The 19,176-nt window shown below is 65.1% G+C and carries 17 protein-coding genes, 6 tRNA genes, 1 pseudogene and 1 riboswitch; of the genes and pseudogenes, 6 read left to right on the plus strand and 18 right to left on the minus strand.

All coding sequences use genetic code 11. The annotated features are described in order from the left end of the window. Positions 1-125 precede the first annotated feature (125 nt). The 3 genes from ACIQXM_RS14090 to ACIQXM_RS14100 all read right to left on the minus strand — a co-directional run bounded on the left by ACIQXM_RS14090 (position 126) and on the right by ACIQXM_RS14100 (position 4,543). Complete coding sequence (locus ACIQXM_RS14090; RefSeq protein ID WP_400932558.1) at positions 126-1,526, minus strand: HEPN domain-containing protein; 1,401 nt, start codon at positions 1,524-1,526, stop codon at positions 126-128. A gap of 208 nt (positions 1,527-1,734) precedes the next feature. After that, positions 1,735-2,901 (minus strand): hypothetical protein, encoded by a 1,167-nt coding sequence (locus ACIQXM_RS14095; RefSeq protein ID WP_400932560.1) that lies wholly within the window; start codon positions 2,899-2,901, stop codon positions 1,735-1,737. Positions 2,902-3,250: 349 nt separating this feature from the next. Further along, positions 3,251-4,543 carry an MFS transporter gene (locus ACIQXM_RS14100; RefSeq protein WP_400932561.1) on the minus strand — a complete coding sequence of 431 codons (1,293 nt, stop codon included), beginning with the start codon at positions 4,541-4,543 and terminating at the stop codon, positions 3,251-3,253. A gap of 120 nt (positions 4,544-4,663) precedes the next feature. Between ACIQXM_RS14100 and ACIQXM_RS14105 the strand changes: the two genes are divergently transcribed. Further along, positions 4,664-6,049: an MFS transporter gene (locus tag ACIQXM_RS14105; protein ID WP_400932562.1), complete on the plus strand. Its 1,386-nt coding sequence runs from the start codon at positions 4,664-4,666 to the stop codon at positions 6,047-6,049. Between the two features lie 29 nt (positions 6,050-6,078). Here ACIQXM_RS14105 and ACIQXM_RS14110 read toward each other — a convergent pair whose 3' ends face one another. From ACIQXM_RS14110 to ACIQXM_RS14180, 15 genes and pseudogenes are all read right to left on the minus strand, one after another. Beyond that, a complete protein-coding gene (locus tag ACIQXM_RS14110; protein WP_400932564.1) occupies positions 6,079-6,615 on the minus strand; it encodes a GNAT family N-acetyltransferase in 537 nt (178 codons plus the stop codon). A gap of 3 nt (positions 6,616-6,618) precedes the next feature. Further along, positions 6,619-7,101, minus strand: a complete 483-nt coding sequence (ribH, locus tag ACIQXM_RS14115) for a 6,7-dimethyl-8-ribityllumazine synthase (protein ID WP_400932565.1) — start codon at positions 7,099-7,101, stop codon at positions 6,619-6,621. A 39-nt stretch (positions 7,102-7,140) separates the two neighbouring features. Then, positions 7,141-7,821, minus strand: coding sequence for a GTP cyclohydrolase II (gene ribA, locus ACIQXM_RS14120; protein ID WP_400932567.1), 681 nt, complete (start codon positions 7,819-7,821; stop codon positions 7,141-7,143). Continuing rightward, positions 7,818-8,555 carry a 3,4-dihydroxy-2-butanone-4-phosphate synthase gene (ribB, locus tag ACIQXM_RS14125; RefSeq protein WP_400932569.1) on the minus strand — a complete coding sequence of 246 codons (738 nt, stop codon included), beginning with the start codon at positions 8,553-8,555 and terminating at the stop codon, positions 7,818-7,820. Before ribB ends, ribA begins: the two co-directional genes overlap by 4 nt. Next, the gene (locus ACIQXM_RS14130) at positions 8,552-9,205 is read right to left on the minus strand and encodes a riboflavin synthase (protein ID WP_400932571.1); all 654 of its coding nucleotides are present in this window, start codon (positions 9,203-9,205) and stop codon (positions 8,552-8,554) included. The genes ribB and ACIQXM_RS14130 overlap by 4 nt, the downstream gene beginning before the upstream one ends. 9 nt (positions 9,206-9,214) lie before the next feature. Next, complete coding sequence (gene ribD / locus ACIQXM_RS14135) at positions 9,215-10,318, minus strand: bifunctional diaminohydroxyphosphoribosylaminopyrimidine deaminase/5-amino-6-(5-phosphoribosylamino)uracil reductase RibD (protein WP_400932573.1); 1,104 nt, start codon at positions 10,316-10,318, stop codon at positions 9,215-9,217. Continuing rightward, complete coding sequence (gene pnuC / locus ACIQXM_RS14140; protein ID WP_400932575.1) at positions 10,315-11,001, minus strand: nicotinamide riboside transporter PnuC; 687 nt, start codon at positions 10,999-11,001, stop codon at positions 10,315-10,317. The genes ribD and pnuC overlap by 4 nt, the downstream gene beginning before the upstream one ends. A gap of 106 nt (positions 11,002-11,107) precedes the next feature. Further along, positions 11,108-11,253: riboswitch (FMN riboswitch) on the minus strand. 96 nt (positions 11,254-11,349) lie between these two features. Further along, positions 11,350-12,018, minus strand: a complete 669-nt coding sequence (rpe, locus tag ACIQXM_RS14145; protein ID WP_400932577.1) for a ribulose-phosphate 3-epimerase — start codon at positions 12,016-12,018, stop codon at positions 11,350-11,352. A 77-nt stretch (positions 12,019-12,095) separates the two neighbouring features. Beyond that, positions 12,096-13,637 carry an RsmB/NOP family class I SAM-dependent RNA methyltransferase gene (locus tag ACIQXM_RS14150; RefSeq protein ID WP_400932579.1) on the minus strand — a complete coding sequence of 514 codons (1,542 nt, stop codon included), beginning with the start codon at positions 13,635-13,637 and terminating at the stop codon, positions 12,096-12,098. Further along, entirely contained in the window at positions 13,634-14,563 is a 930-nt protein-coding gene (gene fmt / locus ACIQXM_RS14155; protein WP_400932581.1) for a methionyl-tRNA formyltransferase, read from the minus strand. Before fmt ends, ACIQXM_RS14150 begins: the two co-directional genes overlap by 4 nt. A 12-nt stretch (positions 14,564-14,575) precedes the next feature. Continuing rightward, the gene (def, locus tag ACIQXM_RS14160; RefSeq protein WP_400932583.1) at positions 14,576-15,193 is read right to left on the minus strand and encodes a peptide deformylase; all 618 of its coding nucleotides are present in this window, start codon (positions 15,191-15,193) and stop codon (positions 14,576-14,578) included. A gap of 133 nt (positions 15,194-15,326) precedes the next feature. Beyond that, on the minus strand, positions 15,327-16,208 hold the full coding sequence (locus tag ACIQXM_RS14165) for a cytochrome (RefSeq protein ID WP_400932585.1): 882 nt from the start codon (positions 16,206-16,208) through the stop codon (positions 15,327-15,329). A 201-nt stretch (positions 16,209-16,409) separates the two neighbouring features. Further along, positions 16,410-16,484 (minus strand) — tRNA-Val (locus ACIQXM_RS14170). 138 nt (positions 16,485-16,622) lie between these two features. Then, positions 16,623-17,619 (minus strand): annotated as a pseudogene (locus tag ACIQXM_RS14175) (ABC transporter substrate-binding protein). 25 nt (positions 17,620-17,644) lie between these two features. Then, positions 17,645-18,199, minus strand: a complete 555-nt coding sequence (locus ACIQXM_RS14180) for a GNAT family N-acetyltransferase (protein WP_400932587.1) — start codon at positions 18,197-18,199, stop codon at positions 17,645-17,647. A 436-nt stretch (positions 18,200-18,635) separates the two neighbouring features. Between ACIQXM_RS14180 and ACIQXM_RS14185 the strand changes: the two genes are divergently transcribed. From ACIQXM_RS14185 to ACIQXM_RS14205, 5 genes are all read left to right on the plus strand, one after another. Next, positions 18,636-18,709, plus strand: a tRNA-Gly gene (locus ACIQXM_RS14185). A 62-nt stretch (positions 18,710-18,771) separates the two neighbouring features. After that, positions 18,772-18,845, plus strand: a tRNA-Cys gene (locus ACIQXM_RS14190). Between the two features lie 24 nt (positions 18,846-18,869). After that, a tRNA-Val gene (locus tag ACIQXM_RS14195) sits at positions 18,870-18,941 on the plus strand. Positions 18,942-18,976: 35 nt separating this feature from the next. Continuing rightward, positions 18,977-19,050 (plus strand) — tRNA-Gly (locus ACIQXM_RS14200). A gap of 45 nt (positions 19,051-19,095) precedes the next feature. Continuing rightward, positions 19,096-19,167 (plus strand) — tRNA-Val (locus ACIQXM_RS14205). Positions 19,168-19,176: the final 9 nt, after the last annotated feature.

The raw sequence follows: 19,176 nt of genomic DNA on the forward strand, positions 1-19,176 counted from the left end.
TGAATGCAGCTATGCGCCCGCCCGCCCTACTCCCCTCCCATAGGGCGGGGAGTACCCTTAAACCCCGCAGACAACGCCATATGCCCGTTATCAAGCCACGATCCGTTGAATGCTCTCCTCTGCCGTCAGGAGCTCGCGGGCACTTCTCCTGCGGGACCGTCATCGGACACGGCACGCTCGAACGTTTGTAGCGCCGAGAACCCTTCCCACACTTTTTCCGAATCAATGTTTGCCAACGTGAAGTGGAGCGTGTTCGACTTCGCGAGGGCAGACGCCAGGAGGTCTCGTTCCGCCATTTTGAGCAAGATCGTCAGGGACAGCACCCACTGCACTGTTTGGACGGCTACGAAGTACTCGGAAATACGGACCTCATGAAATTCTTCGTCCAATTGATGACTCTGGTTATTTCGAATGACCTTGATCAGGTCCACCCACTTGCCCAGGTCAGGACCGAACAGCCCAGGGACGATTCCTGTGACGTCGGTGGCAAGGTCGGAGATGCGTTCAGCGTATGAAAGCTGGTCCACGTGCCCTAGTGAGTCAGAGAACCGTTTTTGGGCAAACTCTAAATCCACGAATCCCGCTTCCTCCAAGGCACAGACGCCTGCCCGCTGAGCTGCTCTCCGGGCTCGGGTGACGGCACCCTTGCTCACAGCGGCAAATGGTCTCACCTCTTTGTCTTCGTTTAGCTTGCGGTGGAGCCCTTCCAGGGCAGTTGCCAGCACTTGTGCGCCTACTTGGAGGTTGGGAGTCGCCATGTTTGCTATGTATGGATTTGGGTCAATGCGCCGTGCGAAAGGGATCCATTTCGCGAAGGTCTTGAGAGAAAGCTCCTTCAAGGGCAGGAGATCCGTGCGTATGCGTTTTGGATCATCGCTCTCCGGGACGACGTAGCTGCACCATTTATCCCCCACCAGGATTTCTGTCACGACCACCTGGGGCACGCGGCGCTTGCCACCCCAGAGAGCAACCAGTTGATTGCAGGCTGATTGAACGAATATCAGAAGATCCCGCAGTGGGGCGGGATCATCCGTTGTGAACGCAAGTCCTGCAGGGTTTCCATCTTGCCGTTCGGGTGCCCAAAAGCTCAGGCTTCCTTGGAGAGCGCCGGTAACAGTCTCATCGGGGGCTGGGGCGAATTCTGTGAGCGCAATGTTCCATCCCCACCGGATGCCGTCGATAGGCGCGAAATCATCGGCAATGTGTGCCCCTACAATGCGTCTCTGCCCCGTGTACTCCTGCAAGTGCATGCCGATGGCCGGCCCGTGCTCCATGTGTGCGTCCAGCAAACAGACCGGGGTGCCGTCTGTGAGCTCTCCGTAGATGGTCACCGGCTCATAGTCAGCAACAATGTGCTCAGGCTTGACGCTGTATGCAAAGCCATTGCCGTTCCGAGTGACTTGCTGGGGCATCACTAGGAACTGCTTGAGTTTGAGCTTGAAGAACTGATCATCGCTGATCACAAGCTCGCCCGTCACCCTCTGAGGTCGTCCCTCGATCCAAAACGTACCCGTGGCTGTATTCACACAATGAGTATCCTCTCGGTACGTCTGCTTGTCAGCCGGGTTCGCCCTTGCCTGGGGCTTCCCTGTTGGCGCGGGCACGGTCAGTTTTTGAGGCGGCGTAGCCGCGGAAGCACCTCTAAACCTTGAATCGGTACCCCATCGAAGGATCCTGTTTCGTTCTCCCTGTGCTGACTCCCCCGCTAGCGCACGTTCTCAGGAGAATCTTGCTCTAGACGCTTGAACTGCCTGGAGGTGACGAGCGGAAGAACTGCCTGTTAGATGTTGATGGGGTGCGCTTGTCCTGTTCACGCAGGGGCAAAGCCACGAATGTCATAGGAACATGTTCACCGCTCACGCGATCGAAAGCCTCCACAACATCTGGCCCCAACCTGATCAAGCTGGGACGGTGCACTCGTTGGCCAAATTGTTGCAGTCCAGACTCATAGGTATAGGTCACAAGGCTCTCGGAAAACGATGACAGCATTCGGTTGTCCGCGATGGGACCCATCGCCACGGCCGTGAGTACCTCATCGAGACTGACTAGCACGACCTCGCCGGGCACCCCCAGGTACCTTCTCCTCGCCACAGCCCATAGCGAACTGATGGCTCGCACAGTCAATTCGATGAGAAACAGATTAGCTTCGAGGTTTGTGAATGATGTTGTAAGCCACCAGCTATGTGGTCCTGACCGGAACTTAGTATTGTCAGGGGTTTTTTCAAGGAAGGTGATACCCCCTCCGCCGGCCACACGCTTCCCCTCATACACGATGTCTGCTTGATCGCCAGGCAGACCTACCAGCCCATGTTTAGCTGCGTTGTAGAGAGTAGCTTCGCTGGTAATCGTGTGCGCCACGAGCCGGAGTAACTCTTGAAATCCGTCGATCGAACGCTCCCACTGGCCCTCCGTCATTTCCACATGGGCGTCCTCACGAGTGTTCCCTCCGAGAAAAACAGAGGCGATGGTCGATCGAGGGATACGACCGGCATCCGAGGTGTGTTTTTCTGCTTCCTCTTTGAAAACTCTCGGGGTGGTGAGACTGGCAACTTCCAGCCACGGACATGATGGTGAGTCTTTATGAGCCATCCATAGCCGTAATAGTGCTTCGCCAGCGTGGTGTATCAGGACGGTGCTCTCCATGAGCGCGTAACGTTGTCTGACCTCTTGAGATAGGCGCCGGGATCCTCCCGCCTGCATCGTTCCGATGGACAGGTCTTGTTGCAAGATAGCCTCTGCCTCGTCTGCATCGGACAGGGTGAAAATGATCGACTGCAGGCGGGCTCTAATGTACTCGTGAGGTCCGCCAGAAGAATAGAAAGTCGCATTCAACTCGGAATACTGCTCTGTCGCTAGCGGTGGCTGCCCATTTCGCTTGCCCGTTCCTCGACCAGCTCCCATGCCACTCCTTTTAGTCACGCTTCACTCACGTGCTGACTCTATGTCATCGACGACTTTGACTACCCGTAAGCCGATCCTCCAGCGCGACGCGCGACCACCGCTTCCCCTCCGCGGACATAGCTATGTCGATGCTGGCGCCGCTGATTTGCGTATGCCTCGCCCGCAAGGATGCGCGGTGCGGTGGCCCGAACGCTACAGCTATGTGCATGCAACTACACGTCAGCGCTGATGCCCGGCGGGCACGAATACGAGAGGTGTCCGCGCTGGCCGGCATCAGCCGGACAGCAACCACGGTAGGAGCACTGACGGACAGCTTCGGTCTACATATGCGCAGGGACACGTGCAGCAGCTACGAATCTAGTTGTTTCACCGTTCTAAGGGTTCCCCGGCTGACATCGGACAGTAGCAGGGCTGCGACGGCGGCACAGACGACGAACACCAGCGCACCGGCAGCCGCAGGCAAAGCAATGTGCCAGGACGCGAGGACACCGCCCAGAGCGGACCCGAGCGCGAGTCCCAACAACCCCACAACCCGGGAGGACGCATTGACCCGTCCCCGAAGATCATCCGGCACGAGACGCTGACGAATCGATGTGGCGCAGATCCCCCACACCACCGCGTGGAAAATGTACGCCGCCAGGAGCAGTGCAGCCACTACTCCACTGCGGGTGGCAGCGAGCGCCCCCAGCGATCCGGCACCGATCAACAGGCTCGCCACGACCGTCCACCGGTATCCGAGCCGCCGGCGGATCCGCGGAGCCGCATAGGATCCAGCCAATCCCCCGAGCGCCGACACGGAGAGAATCATGCCGTAGCCCACGGTATCGACGTGCAGCTGCTGCTGCGCAAAAAGAACCAGAACCGAAAAGGGGAGCATGTAGCCGACGCTGGCCAGGGCTCCGAGAAGGGCCAGCCCGCCAACCTCGCGGTGCTTTGCCAGCCAGCGGATGCCCGCGGCGGCTTCCTTCCACAGCGAGGTCCGCTCAGTCCCGGCTACAGACAGCCCGCCGGCACCAAGCTCGACGGTGCCAGCGGGAGCCGCCCCGGCGCGGGACGGAATCAGGCCGCGCTTGGGCAGCGCCAGCGCCAGAAATCCGGCCGCCGCCCACAACCCGCCCATCGCGTACACCGGCGCCGCAGCGGCCACGGCAAACAGAAACCCGCCCAGCGGCGGGCCGGCGAACTCATCCGCAATGAGTTGGGCGGCCGAAAGGCGGCTGTTCGCCCGGTCCAGGTTACGGCTCGCCACGATGCCGGGAACCAGTGACACCGACGCGTTGTCGGCCGCGCTCTCCAGGATGCCGATAACCGCAAACGCCCCGTACAGCAGCAGCAGTCCGCCGGCCCCGTAAGAGACGCATAAGGCGAGGACCAGGACCGCGCCGCCGCGCCACAGGTTCGCTGCCGCCAGCAGGGAGCGCCGGTCCGCGCGGTCCACCCACACGCCGAGCGGAAGTGCCGCGAGCAGGCGTACCAGCGCGTACACCGTGGCGAGCCCCGCAACCCACCGCGGATCATCGGTCAGGGATGCGGCCAGCAGCGGCATGGAAACGAAGGCCAGTCCGTCAGCCAGGTTGGACGCCGCATTGGCGCCCCACAGGACATTGAAGGAACGGCCGAGGGACATCAGCCGAGCGTACACGGCGGAGCACCCATCAGCCGGGAACATCCGTTTCGCGTTCAGCACCGTCCCGCCTGTCCAAAGCCGACACCGGATGCCAGCATGGAGGCACACTCCCCGGATCCGGAAGGACCCCACGCAATGGCAGGTGCAGTCACCGGCGCTTCAGGACAGGGACGTTTGCTGGCAGTCGCGATCCTCGCCTCGTTCGTCGCCTTCCTGGACGGCTCCATCGTGACGGTGGCCCTGCCCGCCCTCAGCGCCGACCTCGGCGGCGGACTGGCCACCCAGCAGTGGACGGTCAACGCCTACACCCTCACCCTGGGCGCATTGATCCTGCTGGCCGGCTCCCTGTCCGACGCCTTCGGCAGGCTGCGGATCCTCCGTCTTGGCCTGATCGGATTCGGCGCGGCGTCCCTGGCCTGCGCCCTTGCGTGGGATCCCACGCTGCTGGTCATTGCCCGCGCCGTCCAGGGCATGACGGCGGCCCTGCTGGTCCCGGGCTCGCTGGCACTGATCACGACGGCGTACCAGGGCGCCGCGCGTGCCCGCGCCATCGGCCAGTGGACGGCGGGAACGGGAACGGCAGCTATCATCGGCCCGCTGCTGGGCGGAGTACTGGTGGATCTGGCCAGCTGGCGGTTGATTTTCGCCGTGAATGTACTGCCGGTGGCAGTGACGCTGATGCTCACGGCCGGACTTCGGGACGGTGCGCCTCGGCGTACCACCGCACTCGACGTTCCGGGCGCTCTGCTGGCCGTGGCGGGACTGGCGGGTCCGGTCTATGCCCTGATTGAGCAGGATCGGCTCGGGTGGAGGGCTCCCGCCGTCGTCGTGCCCCTGGTCCTGGGGCTGGTGGCGCTGGGGCTTTTCTTCCTCCGCGAGGCACGCGCACCCGCGCCGATGATGCCGCTGTCCCTGTTCCGGACCCGGAACTTCCGCTACGGAAACCTGGTAACGGCCGCTGCCTACGCAGCCATCTCGCTGGGATCCTTTTCGCTCACCGTTTTTGTGCAGGAAGCAGCCGGGTTCAGTGCCATCGAAGCCGGATTCATCTCGCTTCCGCTGCCGATCGCCCTGCTGCTGTTGTCCCCGTACATTGGCAGCCTGGCGGGAAAGTACGGTCCCCGGCTGTTCATGACGGCCGGACCTGCCATCTGCGGAACCGGGTTCCTGCTGCTGCTTGCAGCGCAGCCGCCCGTGGACTTCCTGACCGAACTGCTGCCGGGGCTGGTCCTGTTTGGAGCCGGACTCGGCATCATGGTGGCACCGCTGACCACCGCAGTCCTGGGCGCCCTGCGGGAGGACGACGCCGGGATCGGCTCCGCGGTGAACAACGCGGTGTCGCGGGTGGCCGGGCTGATCTCAGTGGCCCTCGTGGGCACCATTTCCGGCGGAGCCCTGGGCTACGGGGGTTTCCGGCAGACCGCCCTGGCCACCGCGGTGCTCTTCTTCGCTGCAGCGCTGATCGCTGTGCTGGGCATCCGGAACCCGCAGCCCGCAGGCAGTTTCCCTCCACAGGGTTAGGACCTGGGCAGCCGCAGAGTCATCCCCCGTTACCGCTGGCCTGCCGCCGGAGGCCGCGTCATCCAGAGGCCGCCGGTACTCTGACCCTGGTCGGCCAGAAACCCGAAACGCGCATACAGCCGGGCGCTGGCCTCGGTGGTCGACTGCAGATGGACGGCATCGGTGCATGCAGCCAGCCGGTGCTCGAGCAAAGAGCTGCCAACTCCTTTTCCGCGGCCTTCTTCGGCAACGGCAATACCTTCCAGCAGCCACCCGCCGCGTGCCTTGCGCTGCCGCCGCGCAAACAACCGCTCAGTCCGTCCCATCAGCCCACGCGGGCGCTGGCCCGGCGGATACCACAGTGCCACTCCCACGAGGGTGTCTCCGTCCCAGGCGCCGTCCGCGTTGGACTCCGGAAGCAGCTGTCGAAGGCAGCGCCGGTAATAACTCGTCAGCATCGGGCGGATCAGGCTCCGGATGCGAATGAGACGCTGGAAGCTGGGGTCTGCTGCAAAAACCGTCACGAGGATGTCCAGCGCAGCCTCAAGTTCCCTGCCGGCCAGCGGCCGAACGTGGATGTCCTGCACCGCTCACACGCCCGCGCCGCGCAGTGCTGCCACGGTGTTCACCGCGGCAGCCACTGCTTCGTAGCCCTTGTCCTCGGAGGAGCCGGGCAGGCCCGCCCGGTCCAGGCCCTGCTGCTCGGTGTCGCAGGTGAGCACGCCAAAACCGACGGGCGTTCCGGTGCGGATGCTGACATCCGTCAGGCCGGTGGTCGCAGCCGAGCAGACGTAGTCAAAGTGCGGAGTCCCGCCGCGGATGACGACGCCGAGGGCCACCACGGCGTCATAGTGCGGTGCCAGCCGGGCGGCGGCCACGGGAAGCTCAAAGCTGCCGGGAACCCGGATCAGCTTTGGCAGCAGCCCGGCATCCTCCACCGCGCGCAGGGCTCCGGCGATCAGGCCGTCCATGATTTCGGTGTGCCAGCTGGCGGCGACAATGGCCACGCGAATATCCAGCCCTGCTGCCCTGATACTGCTGACGTCATTATCCGGTGCGCCGTGTCCGCTCATGATTTTCTCCTGGTGTTGGGATCTGGGAAGTTCAAGAAGTTAGCCCTGGTGGACCGGCTGCGTGCGCAGACGCGTGAGCCGGTGGTCCATCCGGTCCCGCTTGGTCTGCAGGTAACGCTCGTTCTCGGCCCGCACCGGAACTTCCGACGGCACCATCGCCGCCACGGAGATTCCATAGTGCTGGAGCCGGTTCCGTTTAGCCGGATTGTTGCTCAGCAGCCGAATCCGGTTCAGCCCGAGGGCGTGCAGGATGTCCGCGGCGGCCTCATAATCGCGGGCATCCACGGGAAGGCCGAGCTGTTCGTTCGCGTCCACGGTGTCCGCTCCGGCTTCCTGCAACGCGTAGGCACGCAGCTTGTTGGCCAGTCCGATCCCGCGTCCCTCGTGTCCGCGCAGGTAGAGCACGGTGCCTCCGTGCAGGTGGATCAGTTCCAGCGCCTGCTCCAGCTGCTCGCCGCAGTCACAGCGGTAGGAGCCAAAAACGTCACCGGTCAGGCATTCGGAGTGCAGCCGCACCAGCGGGGCGGCCGGGCCGCCGCCGTCGGCTTCAGCCCCGGCGGCGTCGTGCTGGATTCCCGTTCCCGGGGCGGAAACGCTCAGATGTTCCGCCCCGGCGCGCTGGTCCGTCCATGCCTGGGCGATGAAATTGCCGTAGGGAGTGGGAAGGTGAACTTCGGGGCCGGGAACGACGCCGGCGGGCAGGTTCTGCGCCCCGCTCACGGCTGGTTCTCCCCGCCGTCACCGACACCGGCTCCGGCGGCACCGGCAGCACCGTTGGCAGCCCGGTCCCGGGACAGACCGTCCAGATACGCCACCAAATCGTCGATGGATATCAGCGGTACCGCGTGGCTGTCAGCAAATGCGCGCAGTGCCGGCAGCCGCATCATCGACCCTTCATCATGGACCAGTTCCGCGATGACGCCCACCGGGGTGCAGTTTGCCAGCCGGGCCAGCTCCACTGCAGCCTCGGTGTGCCCGCGGCGGCCGCGGACGCCGTCGTCGTGCGCGCGCAGCGGAAAGATGTGTCCGGGACGGTGCAGATCCGACGCGCCCGCGGCCGGATTTGCCAGCACCCGGGAAGTGAGCGCGCGGTCAGCTGCACTGATGCCCGTGGTCACGCCCTCCGCGGCATCACAGGAAACCGTATACGCCGTGCCCTTGGCGTCCTCATTCACGGCGGTCATCGGCGGCAGGCCCAGCCGGTCCGCAAAGTCGCCGGGCAGCGGAACGCAGATCACGCCCGAGGTGTGGCGGACGGTCCAACCCATCAGCTCGGGCGTTGCGTGCTGGGCGGCGAAAATGATGTCGCCTTCGTTCTCCCGGTCCTCATCGTCCACGACGACGACGGGTCGGCCCGACGCGATGGCCTGGATTGCTGCGGGGATGCTGTCCAGCAGGATCAGTCCGTCCCTGGCCTCGGCACGCCCGGCAGCCTGCCGGGTCCGGATGTTCATGCCTGTCCCCCTTCCGCCGCGGGTACCGCAGCCGGTGACGCCGTGAAGGCGAGCAGCCGTTCAGCGTACTTGGCGAGCACGTCCACTTCCAGGTTGACCGCTCCCCCGACGTCGAGTGCACCCAGGCCGGTCGCCGCCAGTGTGGTGGGGATCAACCCCACCTCAAACCACTGCTGCGGCTCTTCGGCGCCGCTGACCGCGGTGACAGTCAGCGAGACCCCGTCCACCGCAATGGAACCCTTTTCCGCGATGTACCGGGCCAGCTGCTGCGGCACCGAGAAGCGCAGCCGGTCCCAGTTGCCCTGGTTTTCCCGTTCCAGCAGTTCCCCGACACCGTCCACGTGCCCCTGGACCACATGGCCGTCCAGCCGTCCGCCGGCCGGCACGCAGCGTTCCAGATTGACCTTCATTCCCGGACGAAGCTTGCCCGTGGTGGTCCGGTCCAGGGTTTCACCCATGACGTCCAGGGAGATCCGGTCCTCGTCCAGGGACGTCGCCGTGAGGCAGACGCCGTTCACGGCGATCGATCCGCCCGGCTCCAGTCCCGCTCCCGCAGCGGGAGCACTGATGACCAGTACGGCTGACTGCTCGGCAGTGCTCGGATTCAGGGATACAACGCTGCCCTGTTCAGCCACAATTCCGGTAAACACATGTGCTCCTTAGAGTAATTCGGGAGAAAGTTCAGCAGATTCCGGCACCGGCTCGAGCCGCAGCCTCAGGTCGGCGCCCACAGGCCGGGCGGCGCCGCCGTCGGTCTGGTCCCAGCGCCATCGGGACGCATCGGCGAGGGTGTGCACGCCAAGGTTCGCGAATGCCGGGGTGCCGGCGCCGAGCAGCAGGGGCGCCACGTAGGCCACCAGTTCGTCCGCCAGACCGGCGCGCAGGAAAGCGCTGGTGACTGTGGCGCCGCCTTCGACCATCAGGTGCCGGACACCGCGGGCGTAGAGTTCCCGGCAGATTTTTACCGGTTCATGCTCTTCCAGCTGAAGGAATTTGCCGTCAGTCCCGCGGACTGCCGCGTCGGCAGGCACCGGCCGGCGGCCGGCGACCACCCGCAGCGGCTGCCGGTCAGTGCTGCGCCCTGCGGCGTCGCGCGCAGTCAGCTGCGGATTGTCGGCGAGCACTGTTGAGGTTCCGACGACGACGGCGTCCGCCCGTGAGCGGATGGCGTGACCGTCGGCGCGGGCCGGGGCGCCGGTGATCCACTGGCTGCTGCCGTCTTCGGCAGCAGTCCTGCCGTCCAGGCTTTGAGCGGCCTTGAGCGTCACGAAGGGCCGCTTCTCCTGCGCGGCGCGGATCCAGCGGTGGTTCAGCTCGGCGGATTCCTGCGCCAGCAGGCCGCCCTGGACCTGGATGCCGGCGGCGGCAAGGGCTGCCGCTCCCCCGGCGGCTTCGGCGGTGGAATCTGCCGCCGTATAAATCACCCGCGAGATGCCGGCATTGATGATGGCCTGCGAGCAGGGGCCGGTCCGTCCGGTGTGGTTGCACGGTTCCAGGGTGACCACCATAGTGGCCCCGGCAACGTTTGTGCCGCTGGCGGCAGCGTTGTCGAGGGCATCGGCTTCCGCGTGCGCGGTTCCGGCGCCGCGGTGGAAGCCGCTGCTCAGGACAGCCCCCGCGGAGTCGAGGATCACTGCACCCACCAGGGGGTTCGCACCGCGGACGCCCTGTCGGGCCAGGTCCAGCGCGAGTGCCATGGCATTGCGCTGACTGAGTTCGGCTGCGGCACCGTCATCCGCGCTTTCACCGGGCAGACCGGTCACCGCACAATCCTGGGATCCGGCATCACCGTCTCAATCTCGGGTTTTTCGTTCCTCTTGGCTTTCGCCCAGACAAAGAACCCGATCAGCGTGAAGATGCCGTAGAAGACATACATGAACGCCGTGGCGTAGTAGCCGGCGCTGAACAGGAGCGGAACGCCCACAATGTCCACGGCAACCCAGATGAGCCAAAACTCCACCCAGCCCTTGGCCATGCCGTAGGTGGCGAGCAGGGACCCCACGAAAGTCCAGGCATCCGCCCACACCGGCTCGTAGGACCCCAGCCGTGCGAAGACCGGGGTCAGTGCCACGGTTCCGATCAGCAGGGCTGCCACCAGGCCGATCCGTTCCCTGCCGGAGGCCCACTGCGGCGTTACGGCGCTGCCGCCGTCGTTCCGGCTCTGCTGCCAGCGCCGCCAGCCGTAGATGGAGACGGCGATGAACATGATTTGCCGTCCGGCCTGGCCCAGGAGGGTTGCGGAGTCCGCGTCGCCGAACAGGGAGCCGAGGAAGACGGTGAGGAGGAGAATGTTGCCGAGAATGCCTGCCGGCCAGGCCCAGACTTTACGGCGCATACCGCCGAGGGCACTGAGGAGCCCAAAGATGTTGCCTACGACCTCGCGGACCAGCAGGGATGAAGACCCTACCTGCACCTGAGCGTCAAAGAGCCACCGCAAAAAATCCATGTCGTTCCTATCCCCTTAGCGGCGGCTCCGGGGGTACGACAGTACGATGCATCGACGCTCAGTCGTCCCCGCATGCGGAGACGTTAAACGTCGGTTCAACAAACTGCACGTGCTTCTCCCATCCAGACTTTAACTGTCGGTACCGGAATTTCACCAGTTCAACCGCACCGCTTTTCCCGAGGTTCGGGAGCTGCAGTGCGGGTCGCGGACTATAACCGCCGGTTCGGAATTACACCGACCCCGGAGCACGATTGTTAAGACCATTCTTACACAGCCGGGGTGGTGAAGCGCCAAATTTCGGTGAAGGTTCAAGTAATAATGGTCACGCTGCGACGGCGGCGGAACCGGTTAGCGCCGGGAGGCAGCTTCCGCTGCGGCGCGCAGCTTGCTGATGGCGTCGTTGGGATCCCCGCTGCCGTACACCGCGGATCCGGCCACAAACACATTGGCCCCGGCCTCGGCGGCGCGCTCAATGGTGTCGGCCGAAATGCCGCCGTCCACCTGGATGGCCAGCGGCAGGTCCGAACCCCGGACGGCCTCGGCAGCGCGGCGGATTTTCGGCAGTGTCACATCCAGGAACTTCTGCCCTCCGAAACCAGGCTCCACGGTCATGATCAGCAGCATGTCCAGCTCGGAGAGCATGTCCAGGTACGGTTCCACCGGAGTGGCCGGCCGCAGGGCCATGCCCGCCTTCGCGCCGCGGTCCCGCAGGTCCCGCGCCAGCTTGATCGGCGCGGCGGAGGCTTCCACGTGGAAAGTCACTGATGCCAGCCCCAGCTCCGCATACAGCGGAGCCCAGCGGTCGGCGTCGGAAATCATCAGGTGAGCATCCAGCGGCAGCGCCGATACCTGCTGGATCCGTTCCACCACCGGCAGTCCGAGGGTCAGGTTCGGCACAAAGTGGTTGTCCATGACGTCCACGTGGACGGCATCGGCAGTGCTGATCCGCTCAAGCTCCGCCTGCAGGTTAACGAAGTCGGCCGAGAGGATGCTCGGGTTGATACAGCACGTGCTCATGGTTCTCCTTGTAGCTGCTGCCCTGCGGGGCGGGCCGGCGCGTGCAGGCCCGCCCCGCAGGGCAGATCGGGACTGGATTAGGCCTTGCGGCGGATCAGGGACAGGAACATCGCATCCGTGGAGTGGATGTGCGGCCACAGCTGCGCGGTGAGCTCATGCCCGGCTCCAAGGTTGCCGGTGAGGCTGACATTGTCCAGCGCCGCTCCGGCGTCGAGCAGTTCCAGGTCATTGCGCAGGCGTAGCACGTCGGCGACGACGGCGGTGGTCTCGGCGGGATGCGGTGAGCAGGTCACGTAGGCCACGACGCCGCCGGGCTTCACTGCATCCACTGCCGCGGTGAGCAGCTCGCGCTGCAGGGCACCGAGTTCCCCCACATCGGTGGGCTTGCGGCGCCAGCGTGACTCCGGCCGGCGGCGCAGGGCACCCAGGCCGGTGCACGGGGCGTCCACGAGGATGCGGTCAAAGGTGTCCGGGTACTGCTCGGCAATGCTGCGGCCGTCACCGGTGCGCACGTCCCAGACTTCTCCCGGAACTGCTTCCAGGGCCTGGCGGACCAGCTTGGCACGGTGTTCCGCCGGTTCGTTGGCCAGCAGGATGGCACCCTTTTCGTTGGCCAGGGCGGCCAGCAGGGCCGCTTTACCGCCGGGACCGGCGCAGAGGTCCAGCCACTGTTCCCCGTCGCGGCTGCCGTCAGCGGTGCGGTCGCCGATGTCCACGCCGGCCAGTGCCCGGGCGACGAGCTGGGAACCGGCGTCCTGGACTCGGGTGGTGCCGGCGCGGACGGAGTCCAGGCGGCCGACGTCGCCGGCCGAGTACAGAGCCGAGTCAACAACGAGTTCGCCGTCCACGGCCCCTGCTTCTCGGGCTTCGTCGAGCGTGCCCAGTCCGGGCAGGGCCACCAGGTTCACCACGGGAGCATCGTTGTCCGCCTGCAGCAGGTCGGTGATCTCATCCACGCTGCGGCCATGGGCTACGAGCGACTGGCGCAGGGCGCGGACAATCCATTCGGGGTGGCTGTATTCAATGGCCGCACGCTTGGTTGCGTCAGTTTCGCCGCGGGTCAGCTCTTCGAGCCACGCATCCAGGTCACGGGCCGAGACTTTACGCAACACCGCGTTGATGAGGGCCGACGGTCCGGCCCCAATGACTGCGCGGGCAAGACCGACGGTCTGGTCCAGGGCTGCGTGCGCCGGAACCCGCATGGCCAGCAGCTGGTGCGCGCCGATGCGCAGGGCATCCAGCACAGCGGGGTCGAGCTTTTCCAGCGGACGGTCCACGCACTTGGCAAGGATCGCGTCGTATGTTCCCTGGCCGCGCAGGGCGCCGTAGGCGAGTTCGGTCGCGAAACCGGCGTCGCGCTTGTCCAGGTGATGTTTGCGGATGCTCTTGGGCAGCACCAGGTTGGCGTACGCGTCGTCCTCGGAGACCGCGCGAAGCACTTCGAAGGCCACCAGGCGTGCCGGGTCGGCCGCGCGGGTGCGCTGGCCCGGCGCCTGCTTGGTGTGGCTGCGCACGGAGGGACGGCTGCGCTCATGTCCCTTTTCGTTGCGCACCTTGTTGCCCTGGGCTGAGCGGTTGGAGGAGCTGCTGTTCTGCGGTGTGCTGTTCTGGGGGGTCATTCGAAGACCACATCCTCACGGTTGGCCAGGCCGCGGGCCCAGTCGGCCCCCGGCATCATTTTCTTACCGGCGGGCTGCACCTGCGCCAGTTCCAGGCCGTACGATCCGGTGCCAACAACGGCTGCTGCCTGTGCCCCGCCCGTGAAACGGACCTGGCCGGGGGCCAGGTCGGCAATATCAGGGCGCAGCACCGCGGCGCCGATCTTGAAGCGGGCACCGTCCCAGGTGGTCCAGGCGCCGGGTTCCGGCGTGACGCCGTTGATGCGGCGACGGATTGCCAGGGCCGGCTGGTCCCAGTGCACGCGGGCATCGTCAATGGTCAGCTTGGGTGCCAGGGTGATGTCCCCGGACTGCGGCACGGCCTGCGCCGAGCCGGCCTCGATGGCGCTCAGTGTCTGCGCCAGCAGTACGGCGCCGCTGTATGAGAGCCGTTCCAGCAGGGCACCGCTGGTATCCTCCGGGTGCAGCGTCTCGGTCAGCCGGCCGTAGACGGGACCGGTGTCCAGTCCCTTTTCCAGCAGGAAGGTCGAGGCGCCGGTAACGTCGTCGCCGTTGATCACGGCGTGCTGCACGGGCGCTGCGCCGCGCCAGGCCGGCAGCAGGGAAAAGTGCAGGTTGATCCACCCGTGTTCGGGGATGCTCAGTGCACGTTCGGGAATGAGTCCGCCGTAGGCAACAATCGCCGCCACGTCGGGGGCGGCAGCGCGGATGGCGGCGACGGCGTCGTCGTCAATCTTTGCTGCACGGATCACCGGCAGGCCCAGTTCCTCGGCACGGGCGGCGACGGGCGACGGCGTGAGGGTGCGCTTGCGGCCCAGCGGCGCGTCGGGTCGGGTGAGCACGGCAACGACGTCGAAACCGGCTTCAAGCAGGGCGTTCAGTGAGGGGACGGCAACGGAGGGGGTGCCGGCGAATAGTACGCGCATGGACACGGGCCGCTAGGCCTGTCCGGCGGTGCCGAAGGAGCTGCCGGCGCCTTTGGTGGAGCCGGCACCGAAAGACGCGCCGGCACCGAAAGCCGAGCCGACTGTCTGGGCGCGTTCGGCCGTGGTGCGTCCGGCAATGGCGTCATAGTCCGTCTGGCGGATGGCGCGCAGTGCTTTCTTCCGGTCCTCGCCTTCGAGCCGGTCGATGTACAGCACGCCGTCCAGGTGGTCGGTTTCGTGCTGGAAGGCGCGGGCGAGCATTCCTTCACCCTCGAGGGTTACGGGGTTGCCGTCCTTGTCCACGCCGGTGACACGGGTCCAGCGGTAGCGCGGAACGGGAAAGCCCAGTCCGGGGATGGACAGGCAGCCTTCCACCTGGTTTTCCTGGCGGTCTTCACTGAGTTCCAGGACCGGGTTCACCACGTGCCCGGCCTGGCCGTCAATCCGGTAGGTGAACACCCGAAGGCTGACGCCCACCTGGGGTGCAGCAAGTCCGGCACCGTCAACATCCACCATGGTTTCTTCCATGTCGGCGACGAGCTTGGCCAGTTCCGGCCCGAAGTCCGTGACCTCCTCGGCTCGGGTCCGCAGGACGGGGTCGCCGATAATCCGGATGTTCAGGATTGCCATCTAGGTTTCGTTCCTTACTGTTACTGACTGTTTCTGCGCTGCTGCCAACGAATTGTTGCTCAGACCAGTCTAGTTGTGCCCGGCAGGTTGCTGCGCCCCCGCGCGAACAGGCGAGCCTGCTTGGGCCGCAGACTTACGTCGCGGACGTCTGGGGTGCGCGGACGGCGTGGGCCCCCACCGGCGGCGGCGCGATGGGCAGGAGTGCACGGCCCGCCCCCGCGACATCGTACGAGGTCTGCCAGAGCCGGCGCAGTGCACAGAACTTGAACCAGTGCTGCGGAAGAACTGCGGGGTTGGCACGCATGGGCCGCACTTCGGTTTGCCCGACGGCGACCCCGAGCAGCAGCGGGTCCTCGCCGTAGGCCCACGGCTCCCAGGTACCTGTGCCGGCGTCGACGAGCGATTCCTTCGCCTTCATGCCCGCCACCAGCTGCATCACAACCTTGTCATCCAGGGGCTTCACCTGGCCGTCGCGGTCCGTGTTCTTGGTCTTGTAGTCAATGAGGCAGAGGCGGCCGTTGATCCGCGCCACCAGGTCCAGTGTTCCCGCGTAACCGAGCTCGTCGTTCCACACGGTGATTTCCGGTGCGAGCGGTTCCACCTGATAGAGGTCCCACCACTCGTCAAACCGGTCGGCAAACTGGTGCTCCCCGTGTTCCAGCAGTGCCGTGCGTGCTGCTTCCAGCTCGTGCGGGAGATCCAATGCGCGCAGGGAAACCTGTTCGCAGTAATAGTGAACGCGGGTGCCCCGCTCCGCTGCCTGGTCCCGGTAGCGTTCCGAAGCGCGCGAGGCTTCCTTGACGAGGGAGCGCAGTGCGCCCGGGTTGCCCAGGCTGGCCGGCAGCTTGGGATCCTTCACCACGGCGGTGGCCGCCATGTGGCTGTGCCAGCCGTCCAGCGAGGTGGATCCCTGCGCGATCACGGTGGTGATGGACGGTACCGTAGGCGGTTCCGAGAGGGAACGGGAGTACATCCGCCCGAATTCTGTTGCATGTGCCAGCGCTGGTTCAGTCATATCTTCAGTTTGCCACTCCGCTCTGACAGAAGTTGGCGGGGCCCTCCGGGACACGGCCGGACAACCCGCGCACTGCGGGGGTTGGCATTCCGACAGGAACGGGGCTGCACCGCCATCCGGCCACAGTTCCCCATCCGGCCACAGATCCATACAGGGTCCTGATACAACAATGGAGGCCCCGTACGGGACCTCCATTGTTACTGGTGGGCGATACTGGGTTCGAACCAGTGACCTCTTCGGTGTGAACGAAGCGCGCTACCACTGCGCCAATCGCCCCCATCGCTGCGTGTTGTTTTCACAACCGCAACGTCTAAAGATGCTAGCCCAGATCGGGGCAGGCTCCAAACCGGCCGGCGCCGCGCCGTATTTGCAGCGGCGGTGCCCGGCCTGCTCGCGGCCTGCGGCTCAAGCACTTCACGTTTGTGGAAGTCCGGGCGGATTCAATTCCGATTCGCGGACGCCCTCGCTGCCCAGTCCCCACCGGGAGAGAATCTCGCCGTAGATGCCGTTGGCAATCAGATGGTTGAGCCCGCTCTGAGCTGCTGCCGCGAAGCCGTTCCCCCCTGGCCGTGGTCACTGCCACCTGTGCCGTCAGGGGCCAGCCGCCGTTCACCTGGCCCACCAGTTTTGTTCTTCCGTCGACGGCGGCCTTATAGGCGGCCGTGGCGTTGGGGCCGAATGTCAGGTCGGCCCGCCCTGACTGCAGCGCCAGCGAGGCCGCGGAGTCGTCGTCGTAATACTGGAACCGGACCGGCTCCCGCCCATTGGTTCGATTCTCCCTGTCCCACGCCAGCAGGATGAGCTCCTGATTGGTTCCCGAACCGACGATCACGCGTTTACCCGCCACATCCGCGGCGTTCTCGATCGGGCCAATGGTGCTGTCTGCTTGTGCATAGAAGCCCAGCTGATCATTCCGGTACGTTGCAAAATCGAATTTTTCCCTGCGAGCTTCCGTCACCGTGATGTTGGACAGCGCCGCCTCGTACTTTCCGGATTCCACGCCCAGCGGCCAGTCCGCCCAGGCCGTGGGAACAATCTCCACCTCCAGGCCCAGGGCGTCGCCCAGCGCGTACGCCATGTCCGCCTCGCTGCCGATCACCGTGGCGTTGTCCGTGGCGTAGGACGCCAGCGGCGGAACATTGGGAGTCACTGCAACCGTGAGCTTGCCGTCAGCGGCAATCGCCTCAGGAACCAGCGAAGCGGCATCCGCTGAAACGTCCGAGGCGGGCCGGTGCTGCTCCGGGTCGAGGTTGAATGTTTGCACGACGGGCGTGCCCGGCACCGGTGCGCCGGTCCCGGCGCTTTCGGAACCGGAGCCGGATGGAATCCCCGGATCCGAGCAGCCAGCCAGGGCAAGCGACACCGTGGCCAATAGGATGAGGGCCCGGGCCCGAGGATGAGCCGGGGCCAGGGCGGGGCGGATCTCTGCGGTCACCTTAGGCCCCTGCCTGACTGCTTGCGTTCCGAGGGCACGACACCGGCTCCGCCGGATCGAACCAGCTGGTTTCCTGGGCCGAGGCAGCTTCGAGGCGAGCCAGCCGGATCACTTTCTCAAACGCCAGCAGCCCCACCTCCTCAGGATCGGCGTCCACATCGAAGAGAGCGGTGTAGCCCGACCGTCCATAGAGCGCGGCCGCCTCCGGCTGACGCGGCCCGGTAGTCAGGTACAACCTCCTGTAACCGCGCCGTGACGCCTCGGCTTCCAGTTCGCCCAAGACAAAGCTGGCAAGCCCTCTTCGCCGGTGCAAAGACGAAGTCCAGATGCGCTTGAGCTCAGCAGTCTCCGAATCGAATTCCCGAAATGCCCCGCCCGCCACTGTCTCTCCGTCCTGCACCACTATCAGGAGGGCGCCGCGGGGAGCAGCAAAGTCCGCTGCGGGATAACGGAGCATTTCCTGTTCGGCACCGCCAAAGCGGTTGCCGTACCTGCTCGAGTATTCGTCTACCAGCTCAGTCAGCATCGGGATGACCCGCGGGTCATCCAGGGACACGAAGAACACCTGCCGGCGATTTCCCGGCGGCGCTGCGGACGGTACGTGAGGGCTTCCTGTGATCTGCATGGACTAAATCTGCAGGCCGTGCCCGGCGCGGTCAACATTGCGAAGAACTCCGTCAAAGTGCGCCTGGTCAGTGTCCCAATTCGTCGCAAACCTTCACCGGCGGCCCTTCGGCGTCATGCGCAGGACTGCCTCGGTCCGCCGGCACCGTTGAGCGGCCCAGGAACCGTCACGGACGTGAACCCGGATGCTCTCCTGCAGCTTTACCTGCCTCTTTCCAGTGCGTTCCCCTGTTTGCCGACCCCAGCAGAATCAAGCCCGATTGGACGAACCGCGAATAGTCCTATAGAGTTTTTCTTCGTTGGAAAGCGGGAGTTCACCGCGAAAAGCGAAAGCGATTCGGGGGTTAATTACCTTACTTCTTCAACATGCGGACGTAGCTCAGCTGGCTAGAGCACCACCTTGCCAAGGTGGATGTCGCGGGTTCGAATCCCGTCGTCCGCTCGCAAGTCACTGTACAAACCGGTTGATTCTGACTGGTCGGCCTATGCTTACGCAGCGGTCACGGTGGGGTGGCCGAGAGGCGAGGCAGCGGCCTGCAAAGCCGTATACGCGGGTTCGAATCCCGTCCCCACCTCCACAGAGGACTTGCAAGCCCTTTTGGGCGCGATTGGCGCAGCGGTAGCGCGCTTCCCTGACACGGAAGAGGTCACTGGTTCGATCCCAGTATCGCGCACTACAGTTTGCGTTTCTGACGCACAACTGTGTTTTGCGGACGTAGCTCAGCTGGCTAGAGCACCACCTTGCCAAGGTGGATGTCGCGGGTTCGAATCCCGTCGTCCGCTCTCTTGACTGCACCGGTCCCCCGTCAGGGAGGCTTGATGCATCAAGCGCGATTGGCGCAGCGGTAGCGCGCTTCCCTGACACGGAAGAGGTCACTGGTTCGATCCCAGTATCGCGCACGGACAACT

Origin of the sequence: Arthrobacter sp. NPDC097144 (assembly GCF_044762205.1) — a bacterium.
Lineage (GTDB): Bacteria > Actinomycetota > Actinomycetes > Actinomycetales > Micrococcaceae > Arthrobacter_B.

Excerpts from the sequence above, each read along its gene's own strand:
- ACIQXM_RS14095 (WP_400932560.1), bottom strand. The coding sequence starts at position 2,901 with ATGGGAGCTGGTCGAGGAACGGGCAAGCGAAATGGGCAGCCACCGCTA.
- ACIQXM_RS14105 (WP_400932562.1), top strand. The coding sequence starts at position 4,664 with ATGGCAGGTGCAGTCACCGGCGCTTCAGGACAGGGACGTTTGCTGGCA.
- ribH (WP_400932565.1), bottom strand. The coding sequence starts at position 7,101 with ATGAGCGGACACGGCGCACCGGATAATGACGTCAGCAGTATCAGGGCA.
- ribB (WP_400932569.1), bottom strand. The coding sequence starts at position 8,555 with ATGAACATCCGGACCCGGCAGGCTGCCGGGCGTGCCGAGGCCAGGGAC.
- pnuC (WP_400932575.1), bottom strand. The coding sequence starts at position 11,001 with ATGGATTTTTTGCGGTGGCTCTTTGACGCTCAGGTGCAGGTAGGGTCT.
- rpe (WP_400932577.1), bottom strand. The coding sequence starts at position 12,018 with ATGAGCACGTGCTGTATCAACCCGAGCATCCTCTCGGCCGACTTCGTT.
- ACIQXM_RS14150 (WP_400932579.1), bottom strand. The coding sequence starts at position 13,637 with ATGACCCCCCAGAACAGCACACCGCAGAACAGCAGCTCCTCCAACCGC.
- fmt (WP_400932581.1), bottom strand. The coding sequence starts at position 14,563 with ATGCGCGTACTATTCGCCGGCACCCCCTCCGTTGCCGTCCCCTCACTG.
- def (WP_400932583.1), bottom strand. The coding sequence starts at position 15,193 with ATGGCAATCCTGAACATCCGGATTATCGGCGACCCCGTCCTGCGGACC.
- ACIQXM_RS14165 (WP_400932585.1), bottom strand. The coding sequence starts at position 16,208 with ATGACTGAACCAGCGCTGGCACATGCAACAGAATTCGGGCGGATGTAC.